The 21,817-nt window shown below is 71.7% G+C and carries 20 protein-coding genes; 7 read left to right on the plus strand and 13 right to left on the minus strand.

Annotated elements, in window-relative coordinates:
- Positions 1-7: 7 nt before the first annotated feature.
- Both ACVGV2_RS18170 and ACVGV2_RS18175 read right to left on the minus strand, forming a co-directional pair.
- The gene (locus ACVGV2_RS18170) at positions 8-205 is read right to left on the minus strand and encodes a DUF397 domain-containing protein (protein ID WP_459166051.1); all 198 of its coding nucleotides are present in this window, start codon (positions 203-205) and stop codon (positions 8-10) included.
- The gene (locus ACVGV2_RS18175; RefSeq protein ID WP_459163554.1) at positions 205-1,059 is read right to left on the minus strand and encodes a helix-turn-helix domain-containing protein; all 855 of its coding nucleotides are present in this window, start codon (positions 1,057-1,059) and stop codon (positions 205-207) included. The genes ACVGV2_RS18170 and ACVGV2_RS18175 overlap by 1 nt, the downstream gene beginning before the upstream one ends.
- A gap of 1,021 nt (positions 1,060-2,080) precedes the next feature.
- Between ACVGV2_RS18175 and ACVGV2_RS18180 the strand changes: the two genes are divergently transcribed.
- The 4 genes from ACVGV2_RS18180 to ACVGV2_RS18195 are packed head-to-tail and all read left to right on the plus strand — an operon-like array spanning position 2,081 to position 3,700.
- Complete coding sequence (locus ACVGV2_RS18180) at positions 2,081-2,281, plus strand: hypothetical protein (protein WP_459163555.1); 201 nt, start codon at positions 2,081-2,083, stop codon at positions 2,279-2,281.
- The gene (locus tag ACVGV2_RS18185) at positions 2,278-2,601 is read left to right on the plus strand and encodes a hypothetical protein (RefSeq protein ID WP_459163556.1); all 324 of its coding nucleotides are present in this window, start codon (positions 2,278-2,280) and stop codon (positions 2,599-2,601) included. The genes ACVGV2_RS18180 and ACVGV2_RS18185 overlap by 4 nt, the downstream gene beginning before the upstream one ends.
- Before the next feature lie 6 nt (positions 2,602-2,607).
- On the plus strand, positions 2,608-2,769 hold the full coding sequence (locus tag ACVGV2_RS18190) for a hypothetical protein (protein WP_459163557.1): 162 nt from the start codon (positions 2,608-2,610) through the stop codon (positions 2,767-2,769).
- A 19-nt stretch (positions 2,770-2,788) separates the two neighbouring features.
- Entirely contained in the window at positions 2,789-3,700 is a 912-nt protein-coding gene (locus tag ACVGV2_RS18195; RefSeq protein ID WP_459163558.1) for a serine/threonine-protein kinase, read from the plus strand.
- Positions 3,701-3,913: 213 nt separating this feature from the next.
- Here ACVGV2_RS18195 and ACVGV2_RS18200 read toward each other — a convergent pair whose 3' ends face one another.
- The 3 genes from ACVGV2_RS18200 to aceB all read right to left on the minus strand — a co-directional run bounded on the left by ACVGV2_RS18200 (position 3,914) and on the right by aceB (position 7,432).
- Positions 3,914-4,264, minus strand: coding sequence for a hypothetical protein (locus tag ACVGV2_RS18200; protein WP_459163559.1), 351 nt, complete (start codon positions 4,262-4,264; stop codon positions 3,914-3,916).
- A gap of 221 nt (positions 4,265-4,485) precedes the next feature.
- Positions 4,486-5,736, minus strand: a complete 1,251-nt coding sequence (locus ACVGV2_RS18205) for a DUF6986 family protein (RefSeq protein ID WP_459163560.1) — start codon at positions 5,734-5,736, stop codon at positions 4,486-4,488.
- 109 nt (positions 5,737-5,845) lie between these two features.
- Positions 5,846-7,432: a malate synthase A gene (gene aceB / locus ACVGV2_RS18210; protein WP_459163561.1), complete on the minus strand. Its 1,587-nt coding sequence runs from the start codon at positions 7,430-7,432 to the stop codon at positions 5,846-5,848.
- A 246-nt stretch (positions 7,433-7,678) separates the two neighbouring features.
- Here aceB and ACVGV2_RS18215 point away from each other — a divergent pair, with 246 nt between their 5' ends.
- Positions 7,679-8,461, plus strand: coding sequence for an IclR family transcriptional regulator (locus ACVGV2_RS18215; RefSeq protein ID WP_459163562.1), 783 nt, complete (start codon positions 7,679-7,681; stop codon positions 8,459-8,461).
- A gap of 95 nt (positions 8,462-8,556) precedes the next feature.
- On the opposite strand, the gene tsaE is transcribed toward ACVGV2_RS18215, so the two are convergent.
- From tsaE to glmS, 5 genes are all read right to left on the minus strand, one after another.
- Positions 8,557-10,245, minus strand: coding sequence for a tRNA (adenosine(37)-N6)-threonylcarbamoyltransferase complex ATPase subunit type 1 TsaE (gene tsaE, locus ACVGV2_RS18220; protein ID WP_459163563.1), 1,689 nt, complete (start codon positions 10,243-10,245; stop codon positions 8,557-8,559).
- A complete protein-coding gene (gene alr, locus ACVGV2_RS18225; RefSeq protein WP_459163564.1) occupies positions 10,242-11,378 on the minus strand; it encodes an alanine racemase in 1,137 nt (378 codons plus the stop codon). The genes tsaE and alr overlap by 4 nt, the downstream gene beginning before the upstream one ends.
- 61 nt (positions 11,379-11,439) lie before the next feature.
- Positions 11,440-12,987 carry an NAD(P)H-hydrate dehydratase gene (locus ACVGV2_RS18230; RefSeq protein WP_459163565.1) on the minus strand — a complete coding sequence of 516 codons (1,548 nt, stop codon included), beginning with the start codon at positions 12,985-12,987 and terminating at the stop codon, positions 11,440-11,442.
- 153 nt (positions 12,988-13,140) lie between these two features.
- On the minus strand, positions 13,141-13,521 hold the full coding sequence (locus ACVGV2_RS18235) for a holo-ACP synthase (protein WP_459163566.1): 381 nt from the start codon (positions 13,519-13,521) through the stop codon (positions 13,141-13,143).
- 16 nt (positions 13,522-13,537) lie between these two features.
- Entirely contained in the window at positions 13,538-15,400 is a 1,863-nt protein-coding gene (glmS, locus tag ACVGV2_RS18240; protein ID WP_459163567.1) for a glutamine--fructose-6-phosphate transaminase (isomerizing), read from the minus strand.
- Positions 15,401-15,491: 91 nt separating this feature from the next.
- Here glmS and ACVGV2_RS18245 point away from each other — a divergent pair, with 91 nt between their 5' ends.
- Together ACVGV2_RS18245 and ACVGV2_RS18250 are read left to right on the plus strand one after the other, a co-directional pair.
- Positions 15,492-16,310 carry a dienelactone hydrolase family protein gene (locus ACVGV2_RS18245; protein WP_459163568.1) on the plus strand — a complete coding sequence of 273 codons (819 nt, stop codon included), beginning with the start codon at positions 15,492-15,494 and terminating at the stop codon, positions 16,308-16,310.
- A gap of 231 nt (positions 16,311-16,541) precedes the next feature.
- The gene (locus tag ACVGV2_RS18250) at positions 16,542-17,429 is read left to right on the plus strand and encodes a hypothetical protein (RefSeq protein WP_459163569.1); all 888 of its coding nucleotides are present in this window, start codon (positions 16,542-16,544) and stop codon (positions 17,427-17,429) included.
- Positions 17,430-17,447: 18 nt separating this feature from the next.
- Here ACVGV2_RS18250 and ACVGV2_RS18255 read toward each other — a convergent pair whose 3' ends face one another.
- The 3 genes from ACVGV2_RS18255 to ACVGV2_RS18265 are packed head-to-tail and all read right to left on the minus strand — an operon-like array spanning position 17,448 to position 21,303.
- Positions 17,448-18,179, minus strand: a complete 732-nt coding sequence (locus tag ACVGV2_RS18255) for a hypothetical protein (RefSeq protein ID WP_459163570.1) — start codon at positions 18,177-18,179, stop codon at positions 17,448-17,450.
- On the minus strand, positions 18,176-20,992 hold the full coding sequence (locus ACVGV2_RS18260) for a WXG100 family type VII secretion target (RefSeq protein WP_459163571.1): 2,817 nt from the start codon (positions 20,990-20,992) through the stop codon (positions 18,176-18,178). The genes ACVGV2_RS18255 and ACVGV2_RS18260 overlap by 4 nt, the downstream gene beginning before the upstream one ends.
- Entirely contained in the window at positions 20,992-21,303 is a 312-nt protein-coding gene (locus ACVGV2_RS18265) for a type VII secretion target (protein ID WP_459163572.1), read from the minus strand. Before ACVGV2_RS18265 ends, ACVGV2_RS18260 begins: the two co-directional genes overlap by 1 nt.
- Positions 21,304-21,817: the final 514 nt, after the last annotated feature.

Below are 21,817 nucleotides of genomic sequence, written 5' to 3' on the forward strand. Positions count from 1 at the left end.
CCGGTGCTCAGCCGAACGCTCCCGACTTCACCGCGGTGAGGAACGCCTGCCACTGCCCGCGGTCGGCCGTGACGTAACCGGCCGCGCGGTCCTTCGAGTCCCGCACGGCAGCACCTGCTCCGGTGCGCCCGACCTCGACGCAGTCCGTGTCCTGACCGCTGTAGCTCGACTTGCGCCAACCGCTCGCCTCGCACAACGCACCCATCAAGCCGCCTCCAGCTCCTCGACGACACCGGCGATGAACTCGGCCGAAGCCTGGGGCTCCATCGCCATTTCCTTGCGAAGACTATCCGCAGCTCGGCGATATTCCGAAAGATCCTCGTCATTGGACAGGAAAACCGATGAGCGGTGGTGCTCCAGCAGCACGATCGGCGGCCCGTCGTCGAACTCGTAGAAGACGAACGACCCGGAAGCCCCCGGATGCCACCCGACGTCGTTGCGCACGACCTGCACCGTGACGGCATCCCAGGACTCCGCTACCTCCTGCAGGAACCGCAGCTGGTGCACCAGGACTTCCGGGCCGCCGACCTGCAGATGCAAGGCGGGTTCGCCGATCAGCGCGCACAACTGCGTCGGACGGCGCCGATTGACGATGTCACGACGCCCGACCCGGAACACGACTTGTGTCTCCACCTGGCCTGGCTGAACGTTGCCCGCTCCGAGGATGGCGCGGGCGTAGTCGGAGGTCTGCAACAGCCCCGGAATGAGCAACGGGGCCCAATTGACGATCTCCGACGCGGCACGCTCGCACTCGAGCATGCCCGCCATCTGCTGGGACATGCCCGGCATCCCGGAAGCGAGCCAGTCGTTTTCCCCCGCGTTGCGGGCGAGTTCGATGATGCGGCCGCGTTCCGCCGACGAGACTCCAATACCGGTGAGCACGGTCGCCACGTCCTCAACCTTGGGGAGACGATGGCCGCGCTCCCATTGGGAAACGAGCGTGTGCGAAATTCCGATGCGGCGAGCGAGATCACGCAAGCCGATCTCCTGCGACAGTCGGGCGTCCCTGAGCGCAGCGGCGAGCGCCCGGCCCCGCGGGGCTCCACTGGTTGCAGCCATGTAACCGATCCTATCCAGCACACCTACCGGGTAGTTGATCACCCGAACGAGGAATTGCTCGTCGGTTGCACGTTCAACATAGTGGTTACGCAACCAATTTGCAGAAACTTCCACAGGCCGTTCTTCCTACGGAGAAGCCATTGCTCGTAGTCCTGGAGCTCTTCGCCGGGCTGTGCGTGCTCGCTGCGGCGTTGCTGCGCAGCTCGCAGCCGTCCCGCGCGGCACCGCCCTCCTCCGCGCAGGCGCCCGCAACCTCCCTGCAGGCGCCCGCAACCTCCGCGCGGGCGCCTGCAACCTCCGTGCAGGCGCCCGCATCCTCCGCGCAGACGCCACCGTTCTCGACACAAGCACCTCCGGCCTGCGCGCAGGCACCCCTGCCCGCCACGCGGGGATCGCCGTGTTCCGGACAGGAGCCACCACCCTCCGCGCGGGAGCCGGCGCAACGCGTTGCCCGCGACACCGGCAATCCCGAGTTGCTGTGGGCTGCGAGCAGCTGTGAATCCGTCGTGCACCTCGTCGACGCGGCGGCTTTGGACGCCTCCGGCCGCGACCGGCCTCCGCGCGGCGTGTGCGGCCACCGCCTGCCCGGCATCGACCTGCCCTGGCGGCGCGCCCGTGGTGGGTTCACGCCTCCGCGCGCCGGATACGCACCCTGCGAGGCCTGCCACGCGCGGTTCGCGCCCGAAGGACCGGTGGCGCCACCGCTTCCACGGCGCACCTCGCTCCGGAAAAGCGCTGCGCAGACACCCGTGCGCGGCGACGGTGTGTACTTTTCTCGAGAAATGTCGGCGACGTTTCTCGAGAAATGTACCCACCCTCCGATGGGGTGAGGTGCTTGACACAGCGCCGCGCGCAGCACACGAGCGCGTGCGACTGCCCGCGCGAGCGGCTTTTCGCAGCCCAACTCTGATCGACAGCAGCAGGCTCATCAGTGCACGTCGCGACCTGCTTTTCCGTGCACGCAGCAACGATCCGCGCCCGGCACCGCCGAGCACCCGAACCGACGCTTCCGAGGAATTCCATGCCCGTTCGCATCGACAAGCCCGCAACGGCGGTGCAGTTCGTCTACCGCTGCACCCACGGCGAGTGCGGCTACGAGCACCGCTACCACGACGTGGTGCGTCGGCACGAACGCGACGAGCACGAGATCGTGCTGGTGCGCGACGAATCCGGCCGAGTCGTGGCCCGGCCGCGCACCGAGGCCCGGGGCGGTGCGCGATGACGCGCGCCGAGACGCAGCGCGTGCTGGCCGTGCTCATGCGCCAGGGCGAGTGGATGCTCGACGACGCCGCCCACTCCGTCGGCGGCGGCAGGCTCTCGCAGCAACGCTGCCACGACACCGCCGTCGCGCTCGAAGACCTGGCCGCGTTCCTGCGCGAATGCTGCGCCGAGCTGCCCGAGCAGAGCGGCGCGGAAGCACACCGCGCAGCCCCCGGCATGCGGACATTCCGCTTGAAGCGCTCACCGGTCTCGACCTCGGCGCTCGTCATGCGGACAATGATCGTGGGTGAACCACCAGCATCGGCGACGGGCGAGGAGTGAACGCGCATGACCAGGCTGTTCACGCCGCTGTTCCCGGCCAGGCACGTACACGGCCCGGACCGGCCGGCCGGTGATGCGCACCCCCGCCGCTCGAGCAGCGCTCCGCACCGCGGGCTCGACACCCCGGCGCAGCCGAACCCGCACAACGAGCCGCAGAACCCCCGCTGACGTGCTGTTGCGGTGACCAGTGATACTCCCCGACTCGTTCAGCTCCTGCTCGCGCGACCAGGAAGCGCCGGCCGAACCGGCCGGCCCCGTGGTCGAACCCGGCGCGGAACTCGCGCCGAACTACCGCGTGGTCGCGCACCTCCGCCGCGGCACGCGGCTCGACGTCTACGACCTGTGGAGCGCGGAGCGTTCGTGCCGCTGCATCGGTAAGACGCTCCGACCGGAGCGCGCCGGGGACAACCAGGCCGCCGGCTCGCTGCGCAACGAGGGCGTCATGCTCACCCAGCTCACCCATCCGCACCTGGTGCGCGGTTACGAGATCACCGCGACGCACGCACCGACTCGACCGGTGGTGATCGTCGAAACGGTCGGCGGCAACACGCTGGGGTATCTCATCGCGAACGAGGAGCACATCGCGCCGCTGGACGTGGCGGTGCTGGGCATCCAACTGTGCTCGGTGCTGTCCTACCTGCACCAGCGCGGTTGGGTGCACCTCGACGTGAAACCGTCCAACATCGTCGCCAGCGGCGGACGCGCGGTGCTGCTCGACCTGAGCCTCGCCTGCCGCATCGGCGAGCTCAGCTCCGCGGGGACGTTCGACTACCTCTCGCCTGAGCAGGCCCGCGGCGACCCGATGACGGCGACCGCGGACACCTGGGGACTCGGCGTCACCCTCTACGAGGCGTTGTCCGGAGCGCCGCCGTGGAGGCACGTGCCGCACCGCGAACGCACCGCCGGCGGCGGCCGCTACTACCCGCAGCTGCGCGAACCGCCGGAACCGCTGACCGGGCAGCAGGCGTGGCCGCAGCCGCTGGCGCGCGCAGTGGACGCGTGCCTGGAACCCGCCCCGGAGCAGCGGCCGACGGTGCTCGACGTTTCGTCGATGCTCAGCGACTGGTGCGGCGTGGACCCGGCCACCGTCGAAGACTGACCCGCTTCGGTCCGCCTCCCGGATCCGCCGACACGCACGGGCCCCCACCCGACACGCGGAGTACCGGTGGACAACACGATCCCCTGTGGACAGCTTGTGCTCCATCCGTGTGGGGACAACTCACAATTATCATGAAAATTGTGCTCCCTGGAAGAGTTCCAGAGAAGGGGCGCCTGCGCGGAGCACTGCGGAGTCGCCCGAAGGACGAGGGGATCACCGTCGCTTGCGCAGAGCCAGGGCGATCGCGACGCCCAGGACGGTGGCGGCGAGCTGACCGCCCAGGATGACGCGATTGACGTTCACCGCGGAATGCCAGGTGACGCCCTCGCTGCGCAGGCAGAAGGCACCGACGGGTCGCACGTCGGCACCTCCTCCGCCACCGCGTTTGCGGCCACCGCCCAGGCCTGCTCCCGTCCGCACCGCCGCGACCGGCACGAGCGTGCTCGCACCGTGCACGACGGGCTCGCCGAACACCTGGTGGCCCGTCAACCGCTCCGCCAGTCGCTCGAGCCGCTCCGGCGCAGGACCGCCGTCCTGCTCGCCATCGCCGTCGGGTCGTTCCATCCTCGGTGCTCCTCTCCGCGTTCGGACCGGCACGCCGACGTCCGCGGCACGGCCGGCGACCGCGGCACCCGCGAAGATCGCGCCCGCGGGTGCAGCCGCGGCACCCACCGGACACGACACCCACGGCACCGCGGGTACAGCCGTCTGCCAGGCACAGCCACCCGCGGAGGTCGCACCCGCGAGCACGCGCCCGCAGGCGCGGTCGCCCGCGGGCGAGGGGATCAGTGCGCGAGCGCGCGCAGGCGCTGCTCGGGCAGCGTGGTCATCCGTTCGGCCTCCGCGGCGTCGATGGCCCCGTTGTCCAGGGCGCGTGCGAACGATACCGCGAGCGCCCGGGCCGTCGCCGGTTCGTCGAGCACGGCGGAGTCGGTGGCCGAGACGTAGGCGGCCAGCCGCTGCGCCTGCTGCGGGGCGGTTTCCCGGAACGTCGCGAACACGGCGGCGTAGCGGGTGACCAGCTGCGCCGGGTGCAGGTCCCAGCTCTGGTAGAAACCGTGCCGCAGGGACCGGCGGAGCAGGTCGTAGTGGGTGCGCCAACCGTGCCGCACCTGCTCGCCGACCGGCAGCACGTTGGTGGAGCCGTCGGAGAGGAACACCCCGGTCCCCGCGGCGGAAACCTGCATCACGTGCCGCGCGAAGTCGCAGGCCCCGTGCGCCAGGTGCTGGTTCTCCGCGGTGAGCCCGCAGGCGGCGGTGTAGTCGTAGGTGCCGAAGTGCAGCCCGCTGACCCGCCCGGCGCCGGCGCGGATCAGCCGCGGCAGCGCGAACCGGCCATCTAAGTCCACAATGGACTGCGGTGTTTCGACCTGCAGCTCGAACCGCAGCGCGCCCTCGTCCAGCCCGAGGGCGCGTTCGGTCAGTCCCAGCAGTTCGACGAACACCTCCACCTGGGAGACGTCCATGATCTTCGGGAACGTGAGCACGAACCCGTCCGGCAGCCGCCCGTGCCGGTCCAGCAGTTCGGTGAGGAACACGTCGAGCGTGCGCAGCGAACGCGCCCGCAACGCGGGCGTGTCGAAGGACTTCACCCGCAGGCCGAACGTGCCCGGTGCCGCATCGGCGGCCAGCCAGTCGGCGAGAACCCCGGCGGTGCGGGCTGCGTCGGCGTCCTCCACCTCGTCGCCCGGCTGCCCGTAGCCGTCCTCGAAGTCGATGCGCAGGTCCTCCAGCGGCTCCTCGGCCAAGCGCTGCAACACCCGCGGGTGCACCGCCTCGGCGATCTCGACCGGCATGTCGAGGATCTCGGCCAGGTCCGCAGGGCGCGGAGCGTGTGCGTCCAGCGCCTCGAGGGCCCGCCGGCCCCACGAGCGCACGGTGTCGCCGTCCACCTGGTTCGCCGGCACGTAGCAGGTGTGCACGGGTTGCCGCGCCGCACCGGAACCGGGGTAGGCCTCGGCGAGCGTTTCATCCACAGCGGACAGACGTCGCAACCGGTCGTTCACGGCGGCGGGGTCCAACGAGGTCCGGACCACGGAGCACTCTCCTCTTCTCCATCGGGGATGTGCGGCCCCTCCCGGCTGCCGCCCGCCTTCGTGGACGGCGGGACGGCAGGCGTGCCGGCAGGGGCCGCACCGGAAACCGTCAGTCGATCCGCTCGTAAGCGGGCAGGGTCAGGAAGTCGGCGAACTCGTCGGCCACGGCGACCTGTTCGAACAGTTCCACGGCCTGCGCGAGGTTCTCGTCCGCGCCGAACTCCTGCTGCAACTCCTGGTGCACGTCGGCGAGGATCTCGCGGACGAGGTCCTTGGTGACCTTCTCGCCGTTGTCCAGCTCGATGCCGTTGTGCAGCCACTGCCACACCTGCGAGCGGGAGATCTCGGCGGTCGCGGCGTCCTCCATGAGGTTGTGGATCGCCGCGGCGCCGTTGCCGCCGAGCCACGCGGTCAGGTAGCGCACGCCGACGTCGACCGCGCCGCGCAGGCCCTCGCGGGTCTTGCCGCCGGGCGTGGCGGCGACGTTGAGCAGGTCATCGGCGGTGACCGACACGTCCTCGCGCTTGCGGTCGATCTGGTTGGGCGCCTCGCCCAGCACCGCGTTGAACTCCTCGAAGCACGGCCCGATCAGGTTCGGGTGGGCGACCCAAGAACCGTCGAAGCCGTCGCCGGCTTCGCGCTTCTTGTCGTCGTGCACCTTGGCCAGCGCCTTCTCGTTGGTCGCCGGGTCCTTGGTGGGGATGAACGCGGCCATGCCGCCGATGGCGAACGCGCCGCGCTTGTGGCAGGTGCGCACCAGCAGTTCGGTGTAAGCGCGCATGAACGGCGCGGTCATCGTGACGCTGTTGCGGTCCGGCAGGATGTACTGCCCGGTTTCGCGGAACGTCTTGATGACGCTGAACAGGTAGTCCCAGCGTCCCGCGTTCAGCCCGGCCGAGTGCTCGCGCAGCTCGTAGAGGATCTCCTCCATCTCGAACGCCGCCGGGTAGGTCTCGATGAGCACGGTCGCGCGGATCGTGCCGTGCGGAATGCCCAGTTCGGACTGCGCGTGCGTGAACACGTCGTTCCACAGCCGCGCTTCCAGGTGGCTTTCCATCTTGGGCAGGTAGAAGTACGGCCCGCTGCCCCGGTTGATCAGCTCGCGCGCGTTGTGGAAGAAGTACAGCCCGAAGTCGAGCAGCGCACCGGCGACGGGTTCGCCGTCGACGAGCACGTGCTTCTCGTCCAGGTGCCAGCCGCGCGGGCGCACCAGCGGGACCGCGTGCTGCACGTCGTCCCGCAGCTCGTAGTGCTTGCCCTCCGGCGTGGTCAGCTCGATCCGCTTGCGGACCACGTCGGAGAGGTTGACCTGACCGGACACGACGTTGTTCCAGTGCGGGGTGTTGGCGTCCTCGAGGTCGGCCAGCCACACGCGGGCACCGGAGTTGAGCGCGTTGACGCCCATCTTGCGGTCGGTGGGTCCGGTGATCTCCACGCGGCGGTCGCGGATGTCCGCCGGCGGTTCGGCGACTTGCCAGTCGCCCTCGCGGATGTTCCTGGTCTCCTCGAGGAAGTCCAGCCGGCCGTCGCGCACGGCCTGGGCGCGCCGTTCGGCCCGCCGCTCGAGCAGCTCCGCGCGGCGCCGGCCGAAGGCCCGTTGCAAGCCGGCGACGAACTCCAGGGCCTCGGCCGTCAGGATCTCGTCACCGCGTTCGACAGGTGCGCCGAGCACGCGCACGCCCTGTCCTTGAGACATGAGAGTCCACCTCTTTTCGCTGCCGGGTCGCCAGATGGTGGTGAGCGTTCACAGTGCCGCGTGGTGCGCTCGCGCGCATCCACGCGGGGCCGCGACGGCCGGCCGGCCGTCGCATCCTAGCGGTACGGCTGTCTTGTTTTCTGCATCGTGGATGTTAGTTTCCACATCGCGTTCGAAGCAACAGACGTGGTCGCGACGCACGCGGGATAGACTTCCGCACGGACCCCAGCCGAAAGGACGACGCTCATGGCCACCGATCCGCGCCGCACGCAGCAGGCCGGAGGAGTGCAGTCGGTCGAGCGCACCTTCGAACTGCTGGAACTCATGGCCGACGCGGGCGGGGAGGTCGCGCTCTCCGAGCTCGCCGACAAGTCCGGGCTGCCGCTGCCGACGATCCACCGGATCATGCGCACGCTCGTCACCCGCGGCTACGTGCGGCAGCAGCCCTCCCGCCACTACGTGCTCGGCCCCGGGCTCATCCGCCTGGGCGAAACGGCCAGCCGCGCCCTCGGCACGTGGGCACGGCCCTACCTCGCCGAGCTCACCGAAGCCACCGGCGAGACCTCGAACATGGCGGTGCTCGACGCCGACCAGATCGTCTACGTGGCGCAGGTGCCCTCGCAGCACTCCATGCGCATGTTCACCGAGGTCGGGCGCCGCGTCGACGCGCACGCCACCGCCGTCGGCAAGGCCGTGCTCGCCACCCTCCCCGCCGACCCGGTGCACCAGCTGCTCACGCGCACGCACATGCGTCCGCACACCGAGCGCACCGTCACCACCGTCGACGGCATGTGGGACGAGATCGAACGCATCCAGCAGCAGGGCTACGCCGTCGACGACGGCGAGCAGGAAGTGGGTGTGCGCTGCTACGCGGTGGCGCTACCGCACACACCGGCGCGCGCGGCCATCTCCATCAGCGGGCCGGAAGGACGCATGACCCGCTGCACCACCGACGAGGTGATCCCGCTGATGCAGCGGCTGGCGCGGGACCTGGCCGAGGAGATCGGCTCGGACGAATCCGAGCCGTGAGGCCCGGGGAGAAGCCCGGAGCTCGCCCGACGGCGCAGTCGAACAGGGCTCCTGCTGCTCCGGGTGTTCGCCCGCACGGCAGCGGCGTGCTGCGCTCAACCGCGGTGCGAACCCAGCTCGCGCCCCCGCCAGGCGGGGCCCTGCGGGTGCAGCCCCACTTCGCGGACGTCGTCCGGGCGGCGCTGGATCCGCACCAGCAGGTGCGAGTCCGCGAGGCGCTCGGCCATGCCCTCGCCCCACTCGACGACCACGGCGGCCTCGGTCAGATCCGTGTCCAGGTCCAGGTCGTCGACCTCGTCCAATGAGGACAGGCGGTAGGCGTCGACGTGCACCAGCGACGGGCCCGCGCCGGACTCCGGATCGTGCACCCGGGCGATGACGAACGTCGGCGAGGTGATCGGCCCCCGCACTCCCATGCCCGCCGCGATGCCGCGGGTGAGCACGGTCTTGCCCGCACCGAGCGGGCCGTCCAGCAGCACGAGATCGCCGGCGCGCAACCGCGCGCCGAGGTCCCGACCGAACTCCCACGTTTCGTCCTCAGTGGACAATTCCAGCGCCGGAACTGCCGCGTTCGCCTCGGATTCCATCGTGCGCGTCACCTTCTCAGGTCGAACCGATCCGTTCGCCGCACCGCTTCCGCCCGGCAGCAGGGCGGAGCGCAGCAAGCGGAACAACTCCTCGTTGACCAGCTCGGGCTTTTCCAGCATCACCAGATGCCCGGCCTCCTCCGCGGAGGCGAGCCGAGCGTGCGGCACGGCCTCGGCGATCGCCTCGGCGCAGGAGAACGGCGTGATCCGGTCCGCGTCGCCGCCGAGCACCAGCACCTCGCAGCTCTCCAGCGCGGCCAGCGCGGCGGTGCGCTCGTGCGCGGCGAACGTCGGCAGGAAATCGGTGATGACCTCCACCCGGGTCGCCCCGATCATCTCCGCGGCCAGGTCGACCACGGCCGCGGTGACCTCCCGCCCGCCGAACGCCAGCGAACGGGTGATCCGCCGCGCCACCGCATCGCCCCGGTGCCGCACCCATTCCACCAGGTCGGGCTGCACGTCGGCGAGCATCGTCAGACCGCGCGGAACCGGGTTGTAGCGGGACAGCCACGGCCGCACCATCCGCGTCTGCTCGAGCCCGCCCGCGGCGGTGCCGATGAACGCGACCGCGCGCACCCGCTCGCGGAACAGGTCCGGACACCGCTCGGCCAGCTCCATGACGACCATGCCGCCCATCGAGTGCCCCACGAGCGCGATCGGCCCGCGCGGCACCACAGCGCGCAGCACCGCGTCCAGGTCCGCGGCGAGCTGCTCGATCGTGCTGCCGGTGGCGCCGGTGTAGCCGGACCTGCCGTGCCCGCGCTGGTCGTAGGCCACCACCCGCACCCGCGGGTCGTCCGAGGCGGCCAACGTGCGCAGCTGGAACGTCCACGCACGGCTGTCCAGGGCGAACCCGTGCACGAACACCGCGGTCACGTCCGGATCGCCGACCGGGTCGAACTCCCAGGTCCACAGCGGGACCCCGTCATCGGTGGAGACGGTGGAGCTGCGCGAGGCGTCCGACCTGCCCGGCAGCTCCTCCGCGGCCGGGTCCTCCCGGCAGGAGTCGGCCGAGCGGGTCCCGACCGGGCCGGCCCCATCAGAACGGGTCTCTGCCGGGCCGACCTCCTCCGGTCGGGGAGCTCGCGGATCGGCCGGATCACCGTCGCGGCGGCGCGAACCGGCCACGCCGAGCACCACGCCCGCCGCACCCGCGACACCGCCGGCCCACGCCAGCGCCTGCCACAGCGGTTTCATCCGGCCACCACCGTCCGCGTCACCCGCGGCCGGTACATGCCCGTGACGATCTCGTAGTGGATCGTGCCGAGACCCTCGGCCCACTCCGCGGCAGTGGGCTCGCCCCGGTCCCCGGGGCCGAACAGCACGACCTCCGCACCAGCGGGAACCTCCGCATCACCGCAGTCGACGAGCACCTGGTCCATGCACACGGTCCCCACGACCGGACGCCGCCGCCCCGCCAGCCACACCGACAGGTTCCCGGACAACCTGCGCGGCACCCCGTCGGCGTAGCCGACCGGGACGAGAGCCAGCGTCGTCGGGCGCGACGCCGTCCACGTCCGCCCGTAGGACACGCTCTCCCCCGCGGCGACCCGCTTGGTCCGCACCACCGAGGAGCGGAACGTCATCGCCGGACGCAGACCGCGCTCGCCCCGCCGCGACACCGGATCCAACCCGTACACGGCGATGCCCGGGCGCACCAGGTCGAACCGCAGGTCCGGCCGGGTCAGCGCCGCCGCCGAATTCGCCAGGTGCCGGATCGGCCGCAACCCGGCCTCCCGCGCCCGCGTCCACGCCCGGCCGAACCGCTCCGCCTGGGCGTCCACCGACGGATCGCCGGGATCGTCGGCGCAGGCCAGGTGCGACCACACCGCGTGCACCGCGACATCCCCGTCGACCTCGGCCTTCGCCGCCGCGTCCACCAGCTCGGGCCACTCCTCCGCCGGACAGCCGTTGCGGCTCAACCCGGTGTCGATCTTCAGGTGCACCCGCGCGGCAGCGCCCACCCCGCGCGCCGCGAGGACGATCGCGCGCAGCTCGCTCGACGAGGACACCGACAGGTCCACCCCGGCGCGCAGCGCAGGTGCGAAATCCTCCCCGTCGGTGTAGAGCCAGCACAGCACCGGCGCGGTGATGCCCGCCGCGCGCAGTTGCAGCGCCTCATCGGGCGAAGCGACTCCGATCCACTCGGCGCCGGCCTCCAGCGCCGCCCGCGCCACCGGCACCGCTCCGTGGCCGTACCCGTCGGCCTTGACCACGGCCATCGTCGCCGCGCCGGACTCGCGCGCCATCCCCGCCAGCAGGCGCACATTGCCCCGCACCGCGTCGAGGTCCACGCGAAGATCAGCGCGGAAGGCGGTCAACTCGCTCATGCAGCACCATCCTCGCACACGAGACCGGCCAACCGACCTCCGGCAGCAGCATCACCGCCGGTCACTCGGGTTGCACGGTCCTCAGCGCGCCGGCCTCGAGCGCCCGGCCGCGCACCTCGCGCACCGCATCCGGCACCGCCGCCAACAGCGCCGACGCGCCGATCGGCGCACCCACCTCGATGCCCCCGCTCGTCCCCCGGCCGAGCGCGGCGCGCTCGGCCGCCGTGGCGTGCACCCGGGCAGCACAGCCGCACGCCCACAGCGGATCCATGCCGCTCGCCAGCAGCGCGCCGATCAGCCCGGTGAGCACGTCCCCGGAACCGGCGGTGGCCGGCCACGCGTGGCGGGCGTCGTTGACGAGCACGCGCCCGTCCGGCGCGGCGACCACCGTGGTGTTGCCCTTGAGCAGCAGCACCACGTCGAACCGGGCGGCGACCTCGCGGGCAGCGCCGACGCGGTCCGCGCCGGGCTCGCCGCCCGCCAGGCGGGCGAACTCCCCGGCGTGCGGGGTGAGCACCACGGGCGCCTCCGGGTCCCGCGCGTCCCACAGCGACGCGTCCTCGGCCAGCAGCGTGATCGTGTCCGCGTCCCCGCAGACCGGGCGGCCCGACTCGAGCACGTGCCGCACCACGTCGCGGCCGCTCGAGCCGGTGCCGATGCCCGGGCCCATCGCCCAGGACTGCACCCGGCCCGCATCGGCCACGGCCCCGGTCGTGACGACCTCGGGCCAGTGGTTGCGCACCGTGTCCGCGGCCGGCCCGGCGTAGCGCACCATGCCGGAGGTGGCCTGCACCGCCGCGCCCGCGGCGAGCACCGCGGCGCCGGGGAAGGTGGCCGAACCGGCGGCGATGCCCACCACGCCCTGCGTGTACTTGTCGTCCGCCGGAGCCGGCACCGGCCAGTGCGCCCCGACGTCGACGCCGTCGAGCATGAACAGCTCCGGCTCGGGCAGGTGCTCGTGCACACCGATCGGGGCGACGTCGACCGCCCCGGCGCGCACCGCGCCGGGACCGAGGACCAGCCCTGGTTTGCTGCCGCCGAAGGTCACCGTGCGCTCCGCGCGCACCGCGTTCTCCGCGGCCTCCCCGGTAACCGGATCCACACCGCTGGGCAGGTCGACCGCCACCACCGGAGCGGTGATGCGCTGCACCAGCAGCGCCGCGGTCGGCCGCAACCCGCCGCGCGCGGCCAGGCCGACGATGCCGTCGACGACCGCGTCGGCGCGCTGCACGGCATCGGCCGCGGAAGCACCGATGCCCGCCGTGTCCGGGTGCGCACCCTCGGCCGGCACGGCCCGGCCGCCGCGCGCACGCAGGCCCGCCAGCCCCTCCGCGTGCGTGCGGTCCGGCGCCAGCAGCACAGCCGTCACACCGGCGCCGCGGCGGCGCAGCTCGGCCCCCGCCCACAACGCGTCGCCACCGTTGTTCCCGGCGCCGACCAGCAGCGTCACGTGGCGGCCCGCAACACCTCCGGTGCGTTCGACCAGCACCTTTCGGACGCTCATCGCCACCGCGTAGGCGGCGCGGCGCATCACAGCGGGTTCGGCGACGGTGCTGAACAGGCTCTGCTCGGCAGCGCGAATCTGCTCCGGTGTCCACGCTCCCCGCATGCCAGGGCCTCCTCGTCGCCGGCGTCCATTGGCGAACACGATACGTGCTCGTCGTGTGTTCCCAGTCATGCCGGGGCGCGTCACCACTCCCGCGCCCCGGCGGGGCTGGCGGACATTTCTCGAGAAATGTCGGCGACTTTTCTCGAGAAATGTTCACCCGGCGGCGACGTGCTCGGCGATGACCACGGCGGAGGCCAGCTCGACCTCGTGCGTCAGCGACACGTGCCACCGGTTCACCGAGCGGTGCGCCGCGGCCGCCGCCAGCCCGCCCGTCACGTGCAGCGTCGGTCGCCCGTCGGAGGTGCTCCGCACGGCGCAGTCGGTGAACTCGACGCCAGCCGGAACCCCGAGCGCCTTCGCGGCCGCCTCCTTCGCGGCGAAGCGGGCCGCCAGCGAACGCGCCGACCGCGCCCGCCCTTCCCACGTGACCCGCTCGTCCGCGGTGAACAGGCGATCCGCCAGCTCCGGGGTGCGGCGCAGCGACGCGGCGAACCGCCGCACCTCGACCAGGTCCGTGCCCACGCCGATGATCACGACCGACCCCGCGGCGTCACTCGACCGTGACCGATTTGGCGAGGTTGCGCGGCTTGTCCACGTCGAAACCGCGACCGCGCGCGATCTCCGCAGCCAGCACCTGCAGCGGCACGCTGGAAACCAGCGGCTGCAACAGCGTCGACACCGCGGGCACCTCCACCAGCTCGTCCGCGAACGGACGCACCGCGTCATCGTCCTCCTCGGTGATGACGACGGTCCGCGCGCCGCGGGCCTGGATCTCGCGGATGTTCGACACCATCTTGGCGTGCAGCTGGGCCCGCCCCTTCGCCGACGGCATCACGACCACCACCGGCAGGCCCTCCTCGATCAGCGCGATCGGGCCGTGCTTGAGCTCCCCGGCCGCGAAGCCCTCCGCGTGCATGTAGGCGAGCTCCTTGAGCTTGAGCGCACCCTCCAGCGCGATCGGGTAGCCCACGTGCCGACCGAGGAACAGCACCGCCTTCGAACCGACCAGGTCCTGCGCCAGCTGCCGGGTCTGCTCCACCGCGGTCAGCGCCTGCTGCACCGCCTCCGGCGTGGCCGCCAGGTCGGCGAACTCGCGGGCCACCTCGTCCGGGTACTTCGTGCCGCGGGCCTGCGCCAGCGCCAGCCCCACGAGGTAGTTCGCGGCGATCTGCGCCAGGAACGTCTTCGTCGCCGCCACCCCGATCTCCGGGCCGGCGTGCGTGTAGAGCACAGCGTCCGACTCGCGCGGGATCTGCGCCCCGTTCGTGTTGCAGATCGCCAGCACCCGCGCCCGCTGGGTGCGCGCGTGCCGCACCGCCTCCAAGGTGTCCGCGGTCTCACCCGACTGGGAGATCGCCACGACCAGGGTGTCGCGCCCCAGCACCGGGTCGCGGTAGCGGAACTCGCTGGCCAGCTCCACCTCCACGGGGATGCGGCACCAGTGCTCGATCGCGTGCTTGGCCAGCAGCCCCGAGTGGTACGCCGTGCCGCAGGCCACGACGAAGACCTTGTCCACGTCCCGCAGGTCCTGGTCGCTCATGCGCTGCTCGTCGAGCACGACCGAACCGTTCTGGAAGTGCCCGCGCAGCGTGTTGCGCAGGGCCTCCGGCTGCTCCTCGATCTCCTTGAGCATGAAGTAGTCGTGCCCGCCCTTCTCGGCGGCCGACAAGTCCCAGTCCACGGTGAACGGCTTCGCCGCGACCTCCGCACCGTCGAAATCGGTCACCCGGTAGCCGCCCGCGGTGATCGTCACCGTCTGGTCCTGGCCCAGCTCGACGGCGTCGCGGGTGTGCTCGATGAACGCGGCCACGTCCGAAGCCACGAAGTGCTCGCCCGCACCGACGCCCACCACCAGCGGCGAGGAACGCCGCGCCGCCACGACCGTGCCGGGCACGTCGGCGTGCGTGACCACCAGCGTGAACGCGCCCTCCAACCGGCGGGCCACGGCGTTCACGCTCGCCGTGAGATCACCGGCGGTGGCGCCGCGGTCGAACGCGGCGGCGATGAGGTGGGCAGCGGTCTCGGTATCGGTCTCGCTGGCCATCTCCACACCCGCGGCCTCCAGCTCGGCCCGCAGCGCGGAGAAGTTCTCGATGATGCCGTTGTGCACCACCCCGACCCGTCCGCTGCTGTCGCAGTGCGGGTGGGCGTTCCGATCAGTCGGCGCGCCGTGCGTTGCCCAGCGGGTGTGACCCATGCCGCTGGTGCCGGCGAACCGCGCCCCGTCCGAGGCGGCCAGCCGCTCTTCCAAGTTCGACAGCGCTCCGGCGGCGCGTTCCACGGCGAGCGGACCGCGCCCGTTCGGCAGCGCCACTCCCGCCGAGTCGTACCCCCGGTACTCGAGGCGGCGCAAACCTCCGAGCACCACGTCCAGGGCCTGGCGATGTCCTGCGTAACCAACGATGCCGCACACTCGCCCCAGCGTAGCTACCGCTCGCGCGCCGCACCTCCGCGGAGGCGTGGCTCCCGCACACACGCGGGGCCGTGGACTACGGTTACGGCCCATGGCGCGCAATGTGACGAACGCGTTCGACGAACTCTCCCGCCGCGGGCCGCACGAGGTGCTGCACGGCGACCTGGCGCTGGTAGGGCTGCCCGGTGTGCTGTGCACGCCACGCAGCGGATTCGGGCTGCCGGCGATCGCCTTCGGGCACGGGTGGCTGCAACCGCCGCGGCGCTACCTCGGACTGCTGCGGCACCTGGCCTCGTGGGGCTTCGTCGTCGCCGCGCCGGCCACCCAGAAGGGCGTGTTCGCCTCGCACCGCTCGTTCGCCAACGACCTGCGCACCGCCCTGGACGTCTGCGTGAACGTGCGGCTCGGCGACGGCGGCATCAGCGTCGACGAGCGCCGGCTCGGACTCGCCGGGCACGCCATGGGTGGCGGTTGCTCCGTGCTCGCCGCGGGCTCGGACAGCCGGGTGCGCGCGGTCGCGGCAGCGGCTCCGGCGCAGACGCTGCCGTCGATGTTCGACGTCGCACCGCACGTCAGCGCGCCCGCCTTGTTCCTGACCGGGGACAACGACCTGCTCGCTCCGGCGAACGCGCACGCGATGCCGCTGGCACGCGCCTGGGGCGCAGCGGTGCAGCTGCGCACGCTGCCGAAGGCCAGCCACCTCGGCTACACCGAGGGGCGGCACTGGTCGGAGCTGCTGCTGCACGGCCGCTCGGAGTACCGCACGCAGCGGATCACCAAAGCGCTGTTCACCGCGTTCTTCCTGCGCACGCTGGCCAGGGACAAGCGGGGGGCGATGCTGCTGGCGGAGAAGCTCAAGGGCACCGAGCTCGACTCCGAGCACACCCGCGGAGAACTCACCGCCGCGTAGGCGCGGCGGCGCGGGCTTCCCGCGGCACCGGGTGGCGCAGCGGCGTCCGCCGTGTTCAGGCGGCGTGTGCCGTGTTCAGGAGGCGTGCGCCGGCGTTCAGGCGGCGTGCGCCGTGTTCAGGAGGCGTGCGCCGTGTTCAGGAGGCGTGCGCCGGGGCCGCGGCACCGACGCGCCGGGGCACGTGGCCGATCCGCCCCACAGGAGTGATCACCTCAGCCATACTCCCCGGCGATGAACACGCCGCAACCACCGCAGGGCCAGCAGGGACCGGATGGCTACCCCGGGATTTCACCGGGGCAGCCTGCTCCGCACGGCCAACCGGCCCCGGGACGGGACCAGCCCGCACAACCGGGCCCCGCGCAGCCGTTCGGCCCACCAGGACCACCACCCCCACCCGGCACGCAACCCGGCCCTCCGCCGACCGGACTTCCGCAAGCTGCCCCTCCGCAGGCCGGGGCCCAGCTGCCACCCGGGGCCCCGGCTCCTCCCCCGAACGCACCGGGCGGTCCGGACGCCGGACGCGTCGTCGCGATCGCGCTGGGCGCGCTCGCGCTGTTGTTCCCGGCCTACTCCGTCATCATCAACGTGCGGCTCCTCGCCCTCTACGGCCCGCCCGAACCGAACGTGCAGCTGGCCCTCGCCTACCTCGAACTCGCGGTGTCCGTGGCGTCCGCCGTCGCCGGCGTGGTCCTGCTGCTGCGCCGTCAACGCCTCGCGCTGTGGGCCTACCTCGTCTACGGGCTCGTCCAGATCGAAAGCGTCGTGCACCAGGCCGTCCTGGAGTTCCTCCACGTGGGAGCGTCGTTCTGGACGGTGTGGCTGCGGAGCCCGATCTGGCTGTTCCTGGCCTTCACCCCGATCCTCCTCGCGGGGCTGGTGTTCCTCCCGATCGTGCGCCGCACGCTCACGCGCCCGACCCGGCCGCAGGCCGCGCAGTTCGGAGGGCCCGCACCGCACATGCCGCGCGGAGCGGCTGGTCCTGCCGCGGCCCCACCGGTACACGGCGGGGCGCAACAGCACGGGGAGATGCAGGACCAGCCGCCCGCGCCCGGCCCGACGCGGCCGAGCGGACCACCGCGGGCGGCAGGCCGGGACCACGGACCGCCGCACCACCCCTGAGCCCGCGGCAACGGGATTTCAGCGCAACCAGGTCTGGTTGCTGAAGTCCTCATCGTCGTCGAACACCGGGTCGTCGAACACCGGCTCCCGGCGACGTGCGGGTGGGCGCGGTGCTTCCGCGGGCGCGGACTGCTGCTCGCGCCCGTTCGCCTGCGCCGCCGGAGGCTCCTTCCGCTTCGGCGCGGGCTGTTCGGCCCCCTCGGCGCTCTGCCGGCCGAACCTGCCCGCCTGCACCTGCCAGGAGCTCTGCCACGCAGGTGCGGCAGCACCGGGGCCGGTGGCGGAACCTCCCCCGGGTGGCGCGGTGCCCGGAGTTGGAGCCTGGCCAGGTGCTGCCGCGTTCGGCGCTGCACCGGGCGCCGAGGTCGGCGCCCCCGGGGCTGCCGAGGCCTGCGCAGTGCTCGCCGCAGCACGCTCCTGTTCGCGCTGCTGATCCCGCAACGACTGGGCGAAGCGCTCGACCTCCGGATCCCGTTCTTCCTCGTCGATCTCCGCACCGACGGAGATCTCGTTCGACTCCTCCTGGCGGCGGAGGTACGCGGCGCGTTCGCGCACCCGCTCGACGAGCTTCTGCGCCTTCGCGACCTGCTCGTCGGCCTTCTCCCCGGCCTGCTTGACCGTTTCCTGCCACCGCTGCCCGGCTGCTTCGCGGTTGCGCGCGCTCTCGGCGACCAGCGTCTGCATCCGGTCGCGGAACGCTCTCACCCGTTCGCTGTCCCCGCTCACGTTCGCCTCTCGCCGCACCGTCACGTGTTCTTGTTCTGCTCGGGTCGCTCGTCTTCCTCGCCGATCACGGAGCGGTACCGCACGTTCGACTGCGGAACGCCGTCGTCGAACAGCTGACCCTCGGTGCGCCACGGGCTGTCGTTGGAACGTTCCTGGTCACCGCCTTGCTGACCCATGCCGCCGCCCATCATGCCCATACCGCCCATCATGCCGCCGCCGGCGCCGGACCCCTGGGCGCTGCCGGAAGTACCGCCGCTCGGCCCGCCGGACTGCGCTTCACCCGGAGCTTTGGCGGCGCCCTCGTTCACCGCGGACGCCCCGCGATCGGGGCCGCCGCCGAAACCCGGCTCCGTCGGCCCGGTCGCGCTGTCGGGGCTGGTGCCACCGAAGAGGTCCCCGGCGATGCTGCCGAAGGATCCCCCGACATTCGCGCTGAACACCGAGCCGAGCGCGGACTGCGGTGTCGTCGAGGCCGGCGCGTTCTGGGCAGCGGCACCGGGCTGCGCCTCGGGGGCACCGGTCGCCGCGGTCGGACCGGGAGCGGCCTCGGGCCCGCCGGGAGTCGCGGCGGGGTCGCCGACAGGCCCCTGCTGCGCTGCCGCAGGAGCCTCCGCGGTCTGCGGCGCGGTCGGCACCTGGCTGCTCGCGCCCGGGGGGTCCGGCGAGGGCGCCTCGGGCTCTGGAGGGGCGGGAGGCGTCTGGCCACCCGGGCCGGTACCCGGATCCGCGGACTGCGCAGGGCCGTCCGGCATGCCGGGCGCCGGGACCCCGCCGTCGCCACCGAAACCGACGGTCTGGTGCAGCGGCGGCTGACCCCCGCCGTTGTCCACGCTGACGGCGAGGCGGCCTTCCGGTGCCCGCTCAACGGTGATCGTGCGGTCGCCCTCTTCGATCACGGCCTTGCCGTCCTCACCGGGCTGCACCGGAATCGGGCCGCCCACGGCCCCGCCCGGTCCGTCCGGCCCGGGCATCCCGCCGGGTCCCGCGTTCGGTTCGCCCGGTTGGCCGGCGCCGCCGGGTTCCGGCACCGGTCCACCCGGATCCTGCTGTCCCGGCAAGGGCGGGCCACTTCCCCGCTGCCCCGGCCCGGCGGGGTTGTCGCCTTCCTGGCCGAGCGCGAGGGCGTACGACTTCGGCTCGCCGTTCTCATCGCGGATCTCCACGTTCACCGTGCCGTCCGGTCCCGGCTCGCTCAGGCTCACGGCCTCCTCCCCCTGGCCGAGCGTCACCTTCTCCCCCGAATCGCCGGGTGCACCGGGCCCGTCGGGCGTTCCCGGCCCTTGCGGAGCTGCTGGCGTGCCCCGCTCCCCAGGAGCATCGAGTTCCCCAGAACCACCGGGCTCCCCAGGGCCGCTGGGATCCCCCGGAGCGCCGGACTCACCCGGTCCGCCGGATTCTCCAGGGCCGCCGGGTTCACCCGGCCCGCTGGATTCTCCGGGACCGCCGGGCGTGTCGGGCATCGCCGCCTGCGGATCCGGCGGCTTCGGCATGTCCTGCGCTGCAGGTGTGCCGCCACCACCCGGAGCTCCGCCTCCGGCACCGCCGGGCGTGCCACCGCCGCCCGAGGCATCGCCCCCGCCTCCGCCCTGCGGACCGCCACCGCCCGCGGGCGTGCCACCACCAGGTGTCTGGTCCGGCTGCTGCGAACCGCCGCCCTTGTCGCCCTCCGAATCCGGCGCAGGTCCCGGGTTCTTGAACGGGTCCTCCTCCGCCTCACCGAGCACCTTGTTCAGCTCGCCGAAGGCCTCGTCGATCTTCTCCCTGGCGTCCTTGCAGGCCTCGTGCAGCTCGGCGCAGGAACTCTCGACGATCGAAGCAAAGGTATCGCGGACCACGCTCTGGCAGTCCGTCTGAATCTTCCGCCTCTGCCCGTCCGTCAGATCATTGCCCCAGCACTCGTTATCAATCTGGACATTCCAGATCGCGCACGCCCTTTTGAGCGTGTCGTCGTCCTGGCTGTTGTTGGCGACCTCGATGGTGATCTTCCAGTCGGACTTCCCTTTCCCGTCGATCTGACTCGCATGTTCGGCGAACCCAAGAACGGTTTTCACCTTGTTCCGCACGAACTCGGCGACGCTCTTGTTCGCCTCGCGGATCGACTCAGCACCGTCCTTCGCCCGCGCTGCCACCCTCTCCTGCGCCGCGGGAGTGAATTTTTCCTGAAAGAAACCCTCCGAAGCCTGAGCCGCCTGTCCGCTCCACGACCCCCACAACTGGCCGAGCTTCCCGGCCGTTTTCTGGTGCGCCTCCCTGGCGCCCTTGTCGGCAGCCTCCAGATCATCGGCGCAGCCAGCGAACTTGGCAAAGTCCAGACCGCTCTGCTGCTGGTACTCCTCTTTTATCTTCTCAAGCTTCTTAACTTTTTCCTTGTCGTTGACGGCATTCTTAATATCGTGGTACAGCGGAACCCAGTTCTCGAAAAACTTTAAACCAGGCTTCCCGGATTCCAGCAATTCGTCGGCGGTCTTCACCCCCGCACCGCCGTTTTCGCCGCTCTGCGCGGCCCTCTCGCTGTCCTCCAGAGCCCCGCGGGCGTTCTCGACCTCCCTCTCCCTTTCCTCTGCCGCCGAGTCCGCCTGCTCCTTCGCGTCCTTGTACGCCTCGTCCAGGTCGTAACGGTGCGCCTGGTGGTTCTGATTGTGCGGGGCGCCGGCGTAGGTAGTGTACTCGTCCTCGTCCCGGTAACGATCGCGATACGCCACCAACTCCTTCGTATCGCCACCCTCGCCATGGTACTCGTACCCTCGGACGAGTTCATACTTCTTCTCGTCCGAGACGTCCGGGTTGTTGAGTAGCTTCTCGACTTCCTCCCAACTCGGCTTTTCCTCCCCGCTCATCACTTCTCCCCGGACTGGCCGACGTCCTCGGACGCACTCTCGTCCGTGGCCTCGTAGTCGGAACTGGCCTGTTCCAAGTTCGTCGCGAAATCATCCATCGCATCGGCCATGCTCCGGAGACTCTTGGAAAGCTTCTGCACACCTTCCTCGAAGCCCTGGAAGTGCTGCTGGTGCGCTTCACCGAAGTCGGCCTTGCCCAACTCGAAGTCCGCGACCTTCTTGCTGTGCTCGTCCCGCAACGGATCACCGGCGCTGCGAATGCTGCCGGCGACCGAGCTCAGCTCGCCGGCATTCGCCCCGAACCCGGACACGCCCTCCTCCTCTCTGCTCGTTCCGCCTCGTCACCAGCTACGGGCCACCAGCACGGGACACCCAGCACGGGACCACACCGCGGGTGCGACGCGGACGCGCATGTCGATCAACGCGCCCATCTTGGCAGGTCCGATCGGCAGCTCGCGGCGTTTCGGGCAATCATCTTGCGCGGCGAACGGCGCGCGGTGCCACCAGAAGCGGTGCCACCAGAACGTTGGGGGGAATCATCATGCCGCGCAGCACCAGCCGCACGGACCAGCGCCCTCGAACGGGAAAGCGAACCAGCACGGCCCTACCGGGCCTCACCCCAGCACGACGGGAAGACCCCATCCCTGCGAGAGCACGACCGCGAGGAGGGTCAAGACAACCAGCAGCACCAGAGGTATCACGAATCCCCAGAGCAGATCACCGAGAACCCGCATGTTCCCTCCTCTCCGGCGTGCGGAAGTTCCGCGACCGGCTCCGCCCGCGACCGGCCCCGCCCGCGACCAGTCCGCCCGCGATCGGTCCGGG

It is taken from the genome of Bounagaea algeriensis (assembly GCF_054491375.1).

What these genes read in the sequence shown, in the direction of transcription:
- ACVGV2_RS18170 (WP_459166051.1), bottom strand. Translation starts at nt 205, where the DNA reads ATGGGTGCGTTGTGCGAGGCGAGCGGTTGGCGCAAGTCGAGCTACAGC.
- ACVGV2_RS18175 (WP_459163554.1), bottom strand. Translation starts at nt 1,059, where the DNA reads ATGGCTGCAACCAGTGGAGCCCCGCGGGGCCGGGCGCTCGCCGCTGCG.
- ACVGV2_RS18180 (WP_459163555.1), top strand. Translation starts at nt 2,081, where the DNA reads ATGCCCGTTCGCATCGACAAGCCCGCAACGGCGGTGCAGTTCGTCTAC.
- ACVGV2_RS18185 (WP_459163556.1), top strand. Translation starts at nt 2,278, where the DNA reads ATGACGCGCGCCGAGACGCAGCGCGTGCTGGCCGTGCTCATGCGCCAG.
- ACVGV2_RS18190 (WP_459163557.1), top strand. Translation starts at nt 2,608, where the DNA reads ATGACCAGGCTGTTCACGCCGCTGTTCCCGGCCAGGCACGTACACGGC.
- ACVGV2_RS18200 (WP_459163559.1), bottom strand. Translation starts at nt 4,264, where the DNA reads ATGGAACGACCCGACGGCGATGGCGAGCAGGACGGCGGTCCTGCGCCG.
- aceB (WP_459163561.1), bottom strand. Translation starts at nt 7,432, where the DNA reads ATGTCTCAAGGACAGGGCGTGCGCGTGCTCGGCGCACCTGTCGAACGC.
- ACVGV2_RS18215 (WP_459163562.1), top strand. Translation starts at nt 7,679, where the DNA reads ATGGCCACCGATCCGCGCCGCACGCAGCAGGCCGGAGGAGTGCAGTCG.
- tsaE (WP_459163563.1), bottom strand. Translation starts at nt 10,245, where the DNA reads ATGAAACCGCTGTGGCAGGCGCTGGCGTGGGCCGGCGGTGTCGCGGGT.
- alr (WP_459163564.1), bottom strand. Translation starts at nt 11,378, where the DNA reads ATGAGCGAGTTGACCGCCTTCCGCGCTGATCTTCGCGTGGACCTCGAC.
- ACVGV2_RS18230 (WP_459163565.1), bottom strand. Translation starts at nt 12,987, where the DNA reads ATGCGGGGAGCGTGGACACCGGAGCAGATTCGCGCTGCCGAGCAGAGC.
- ACVGV2_RS18245 (WP_459163568.1), top strand. Translation starts at nt 15,492, where the DNA reads ATGGCGCGCAATGTGACGAACGCGTTCGACGAACTCTCCCGCCGCGGG.
- ACVGV2_RS18250 (WP_459163569.1), top strand. Translation starts at nt 16,542, where the DNA reads ATGAACACGCCGCAACCACCGCAGGGCCAGCAGGGACCGGATGGCTAC.
- ACVGV2_RS18260 (WP_459163571.1), bottom strand. Translation starts at nt 20,992, where the DNA reads ATGAGCGGGGAGGAAAAGCCGAGTTGGGAGGAAGTCGAGAAGCTACTC.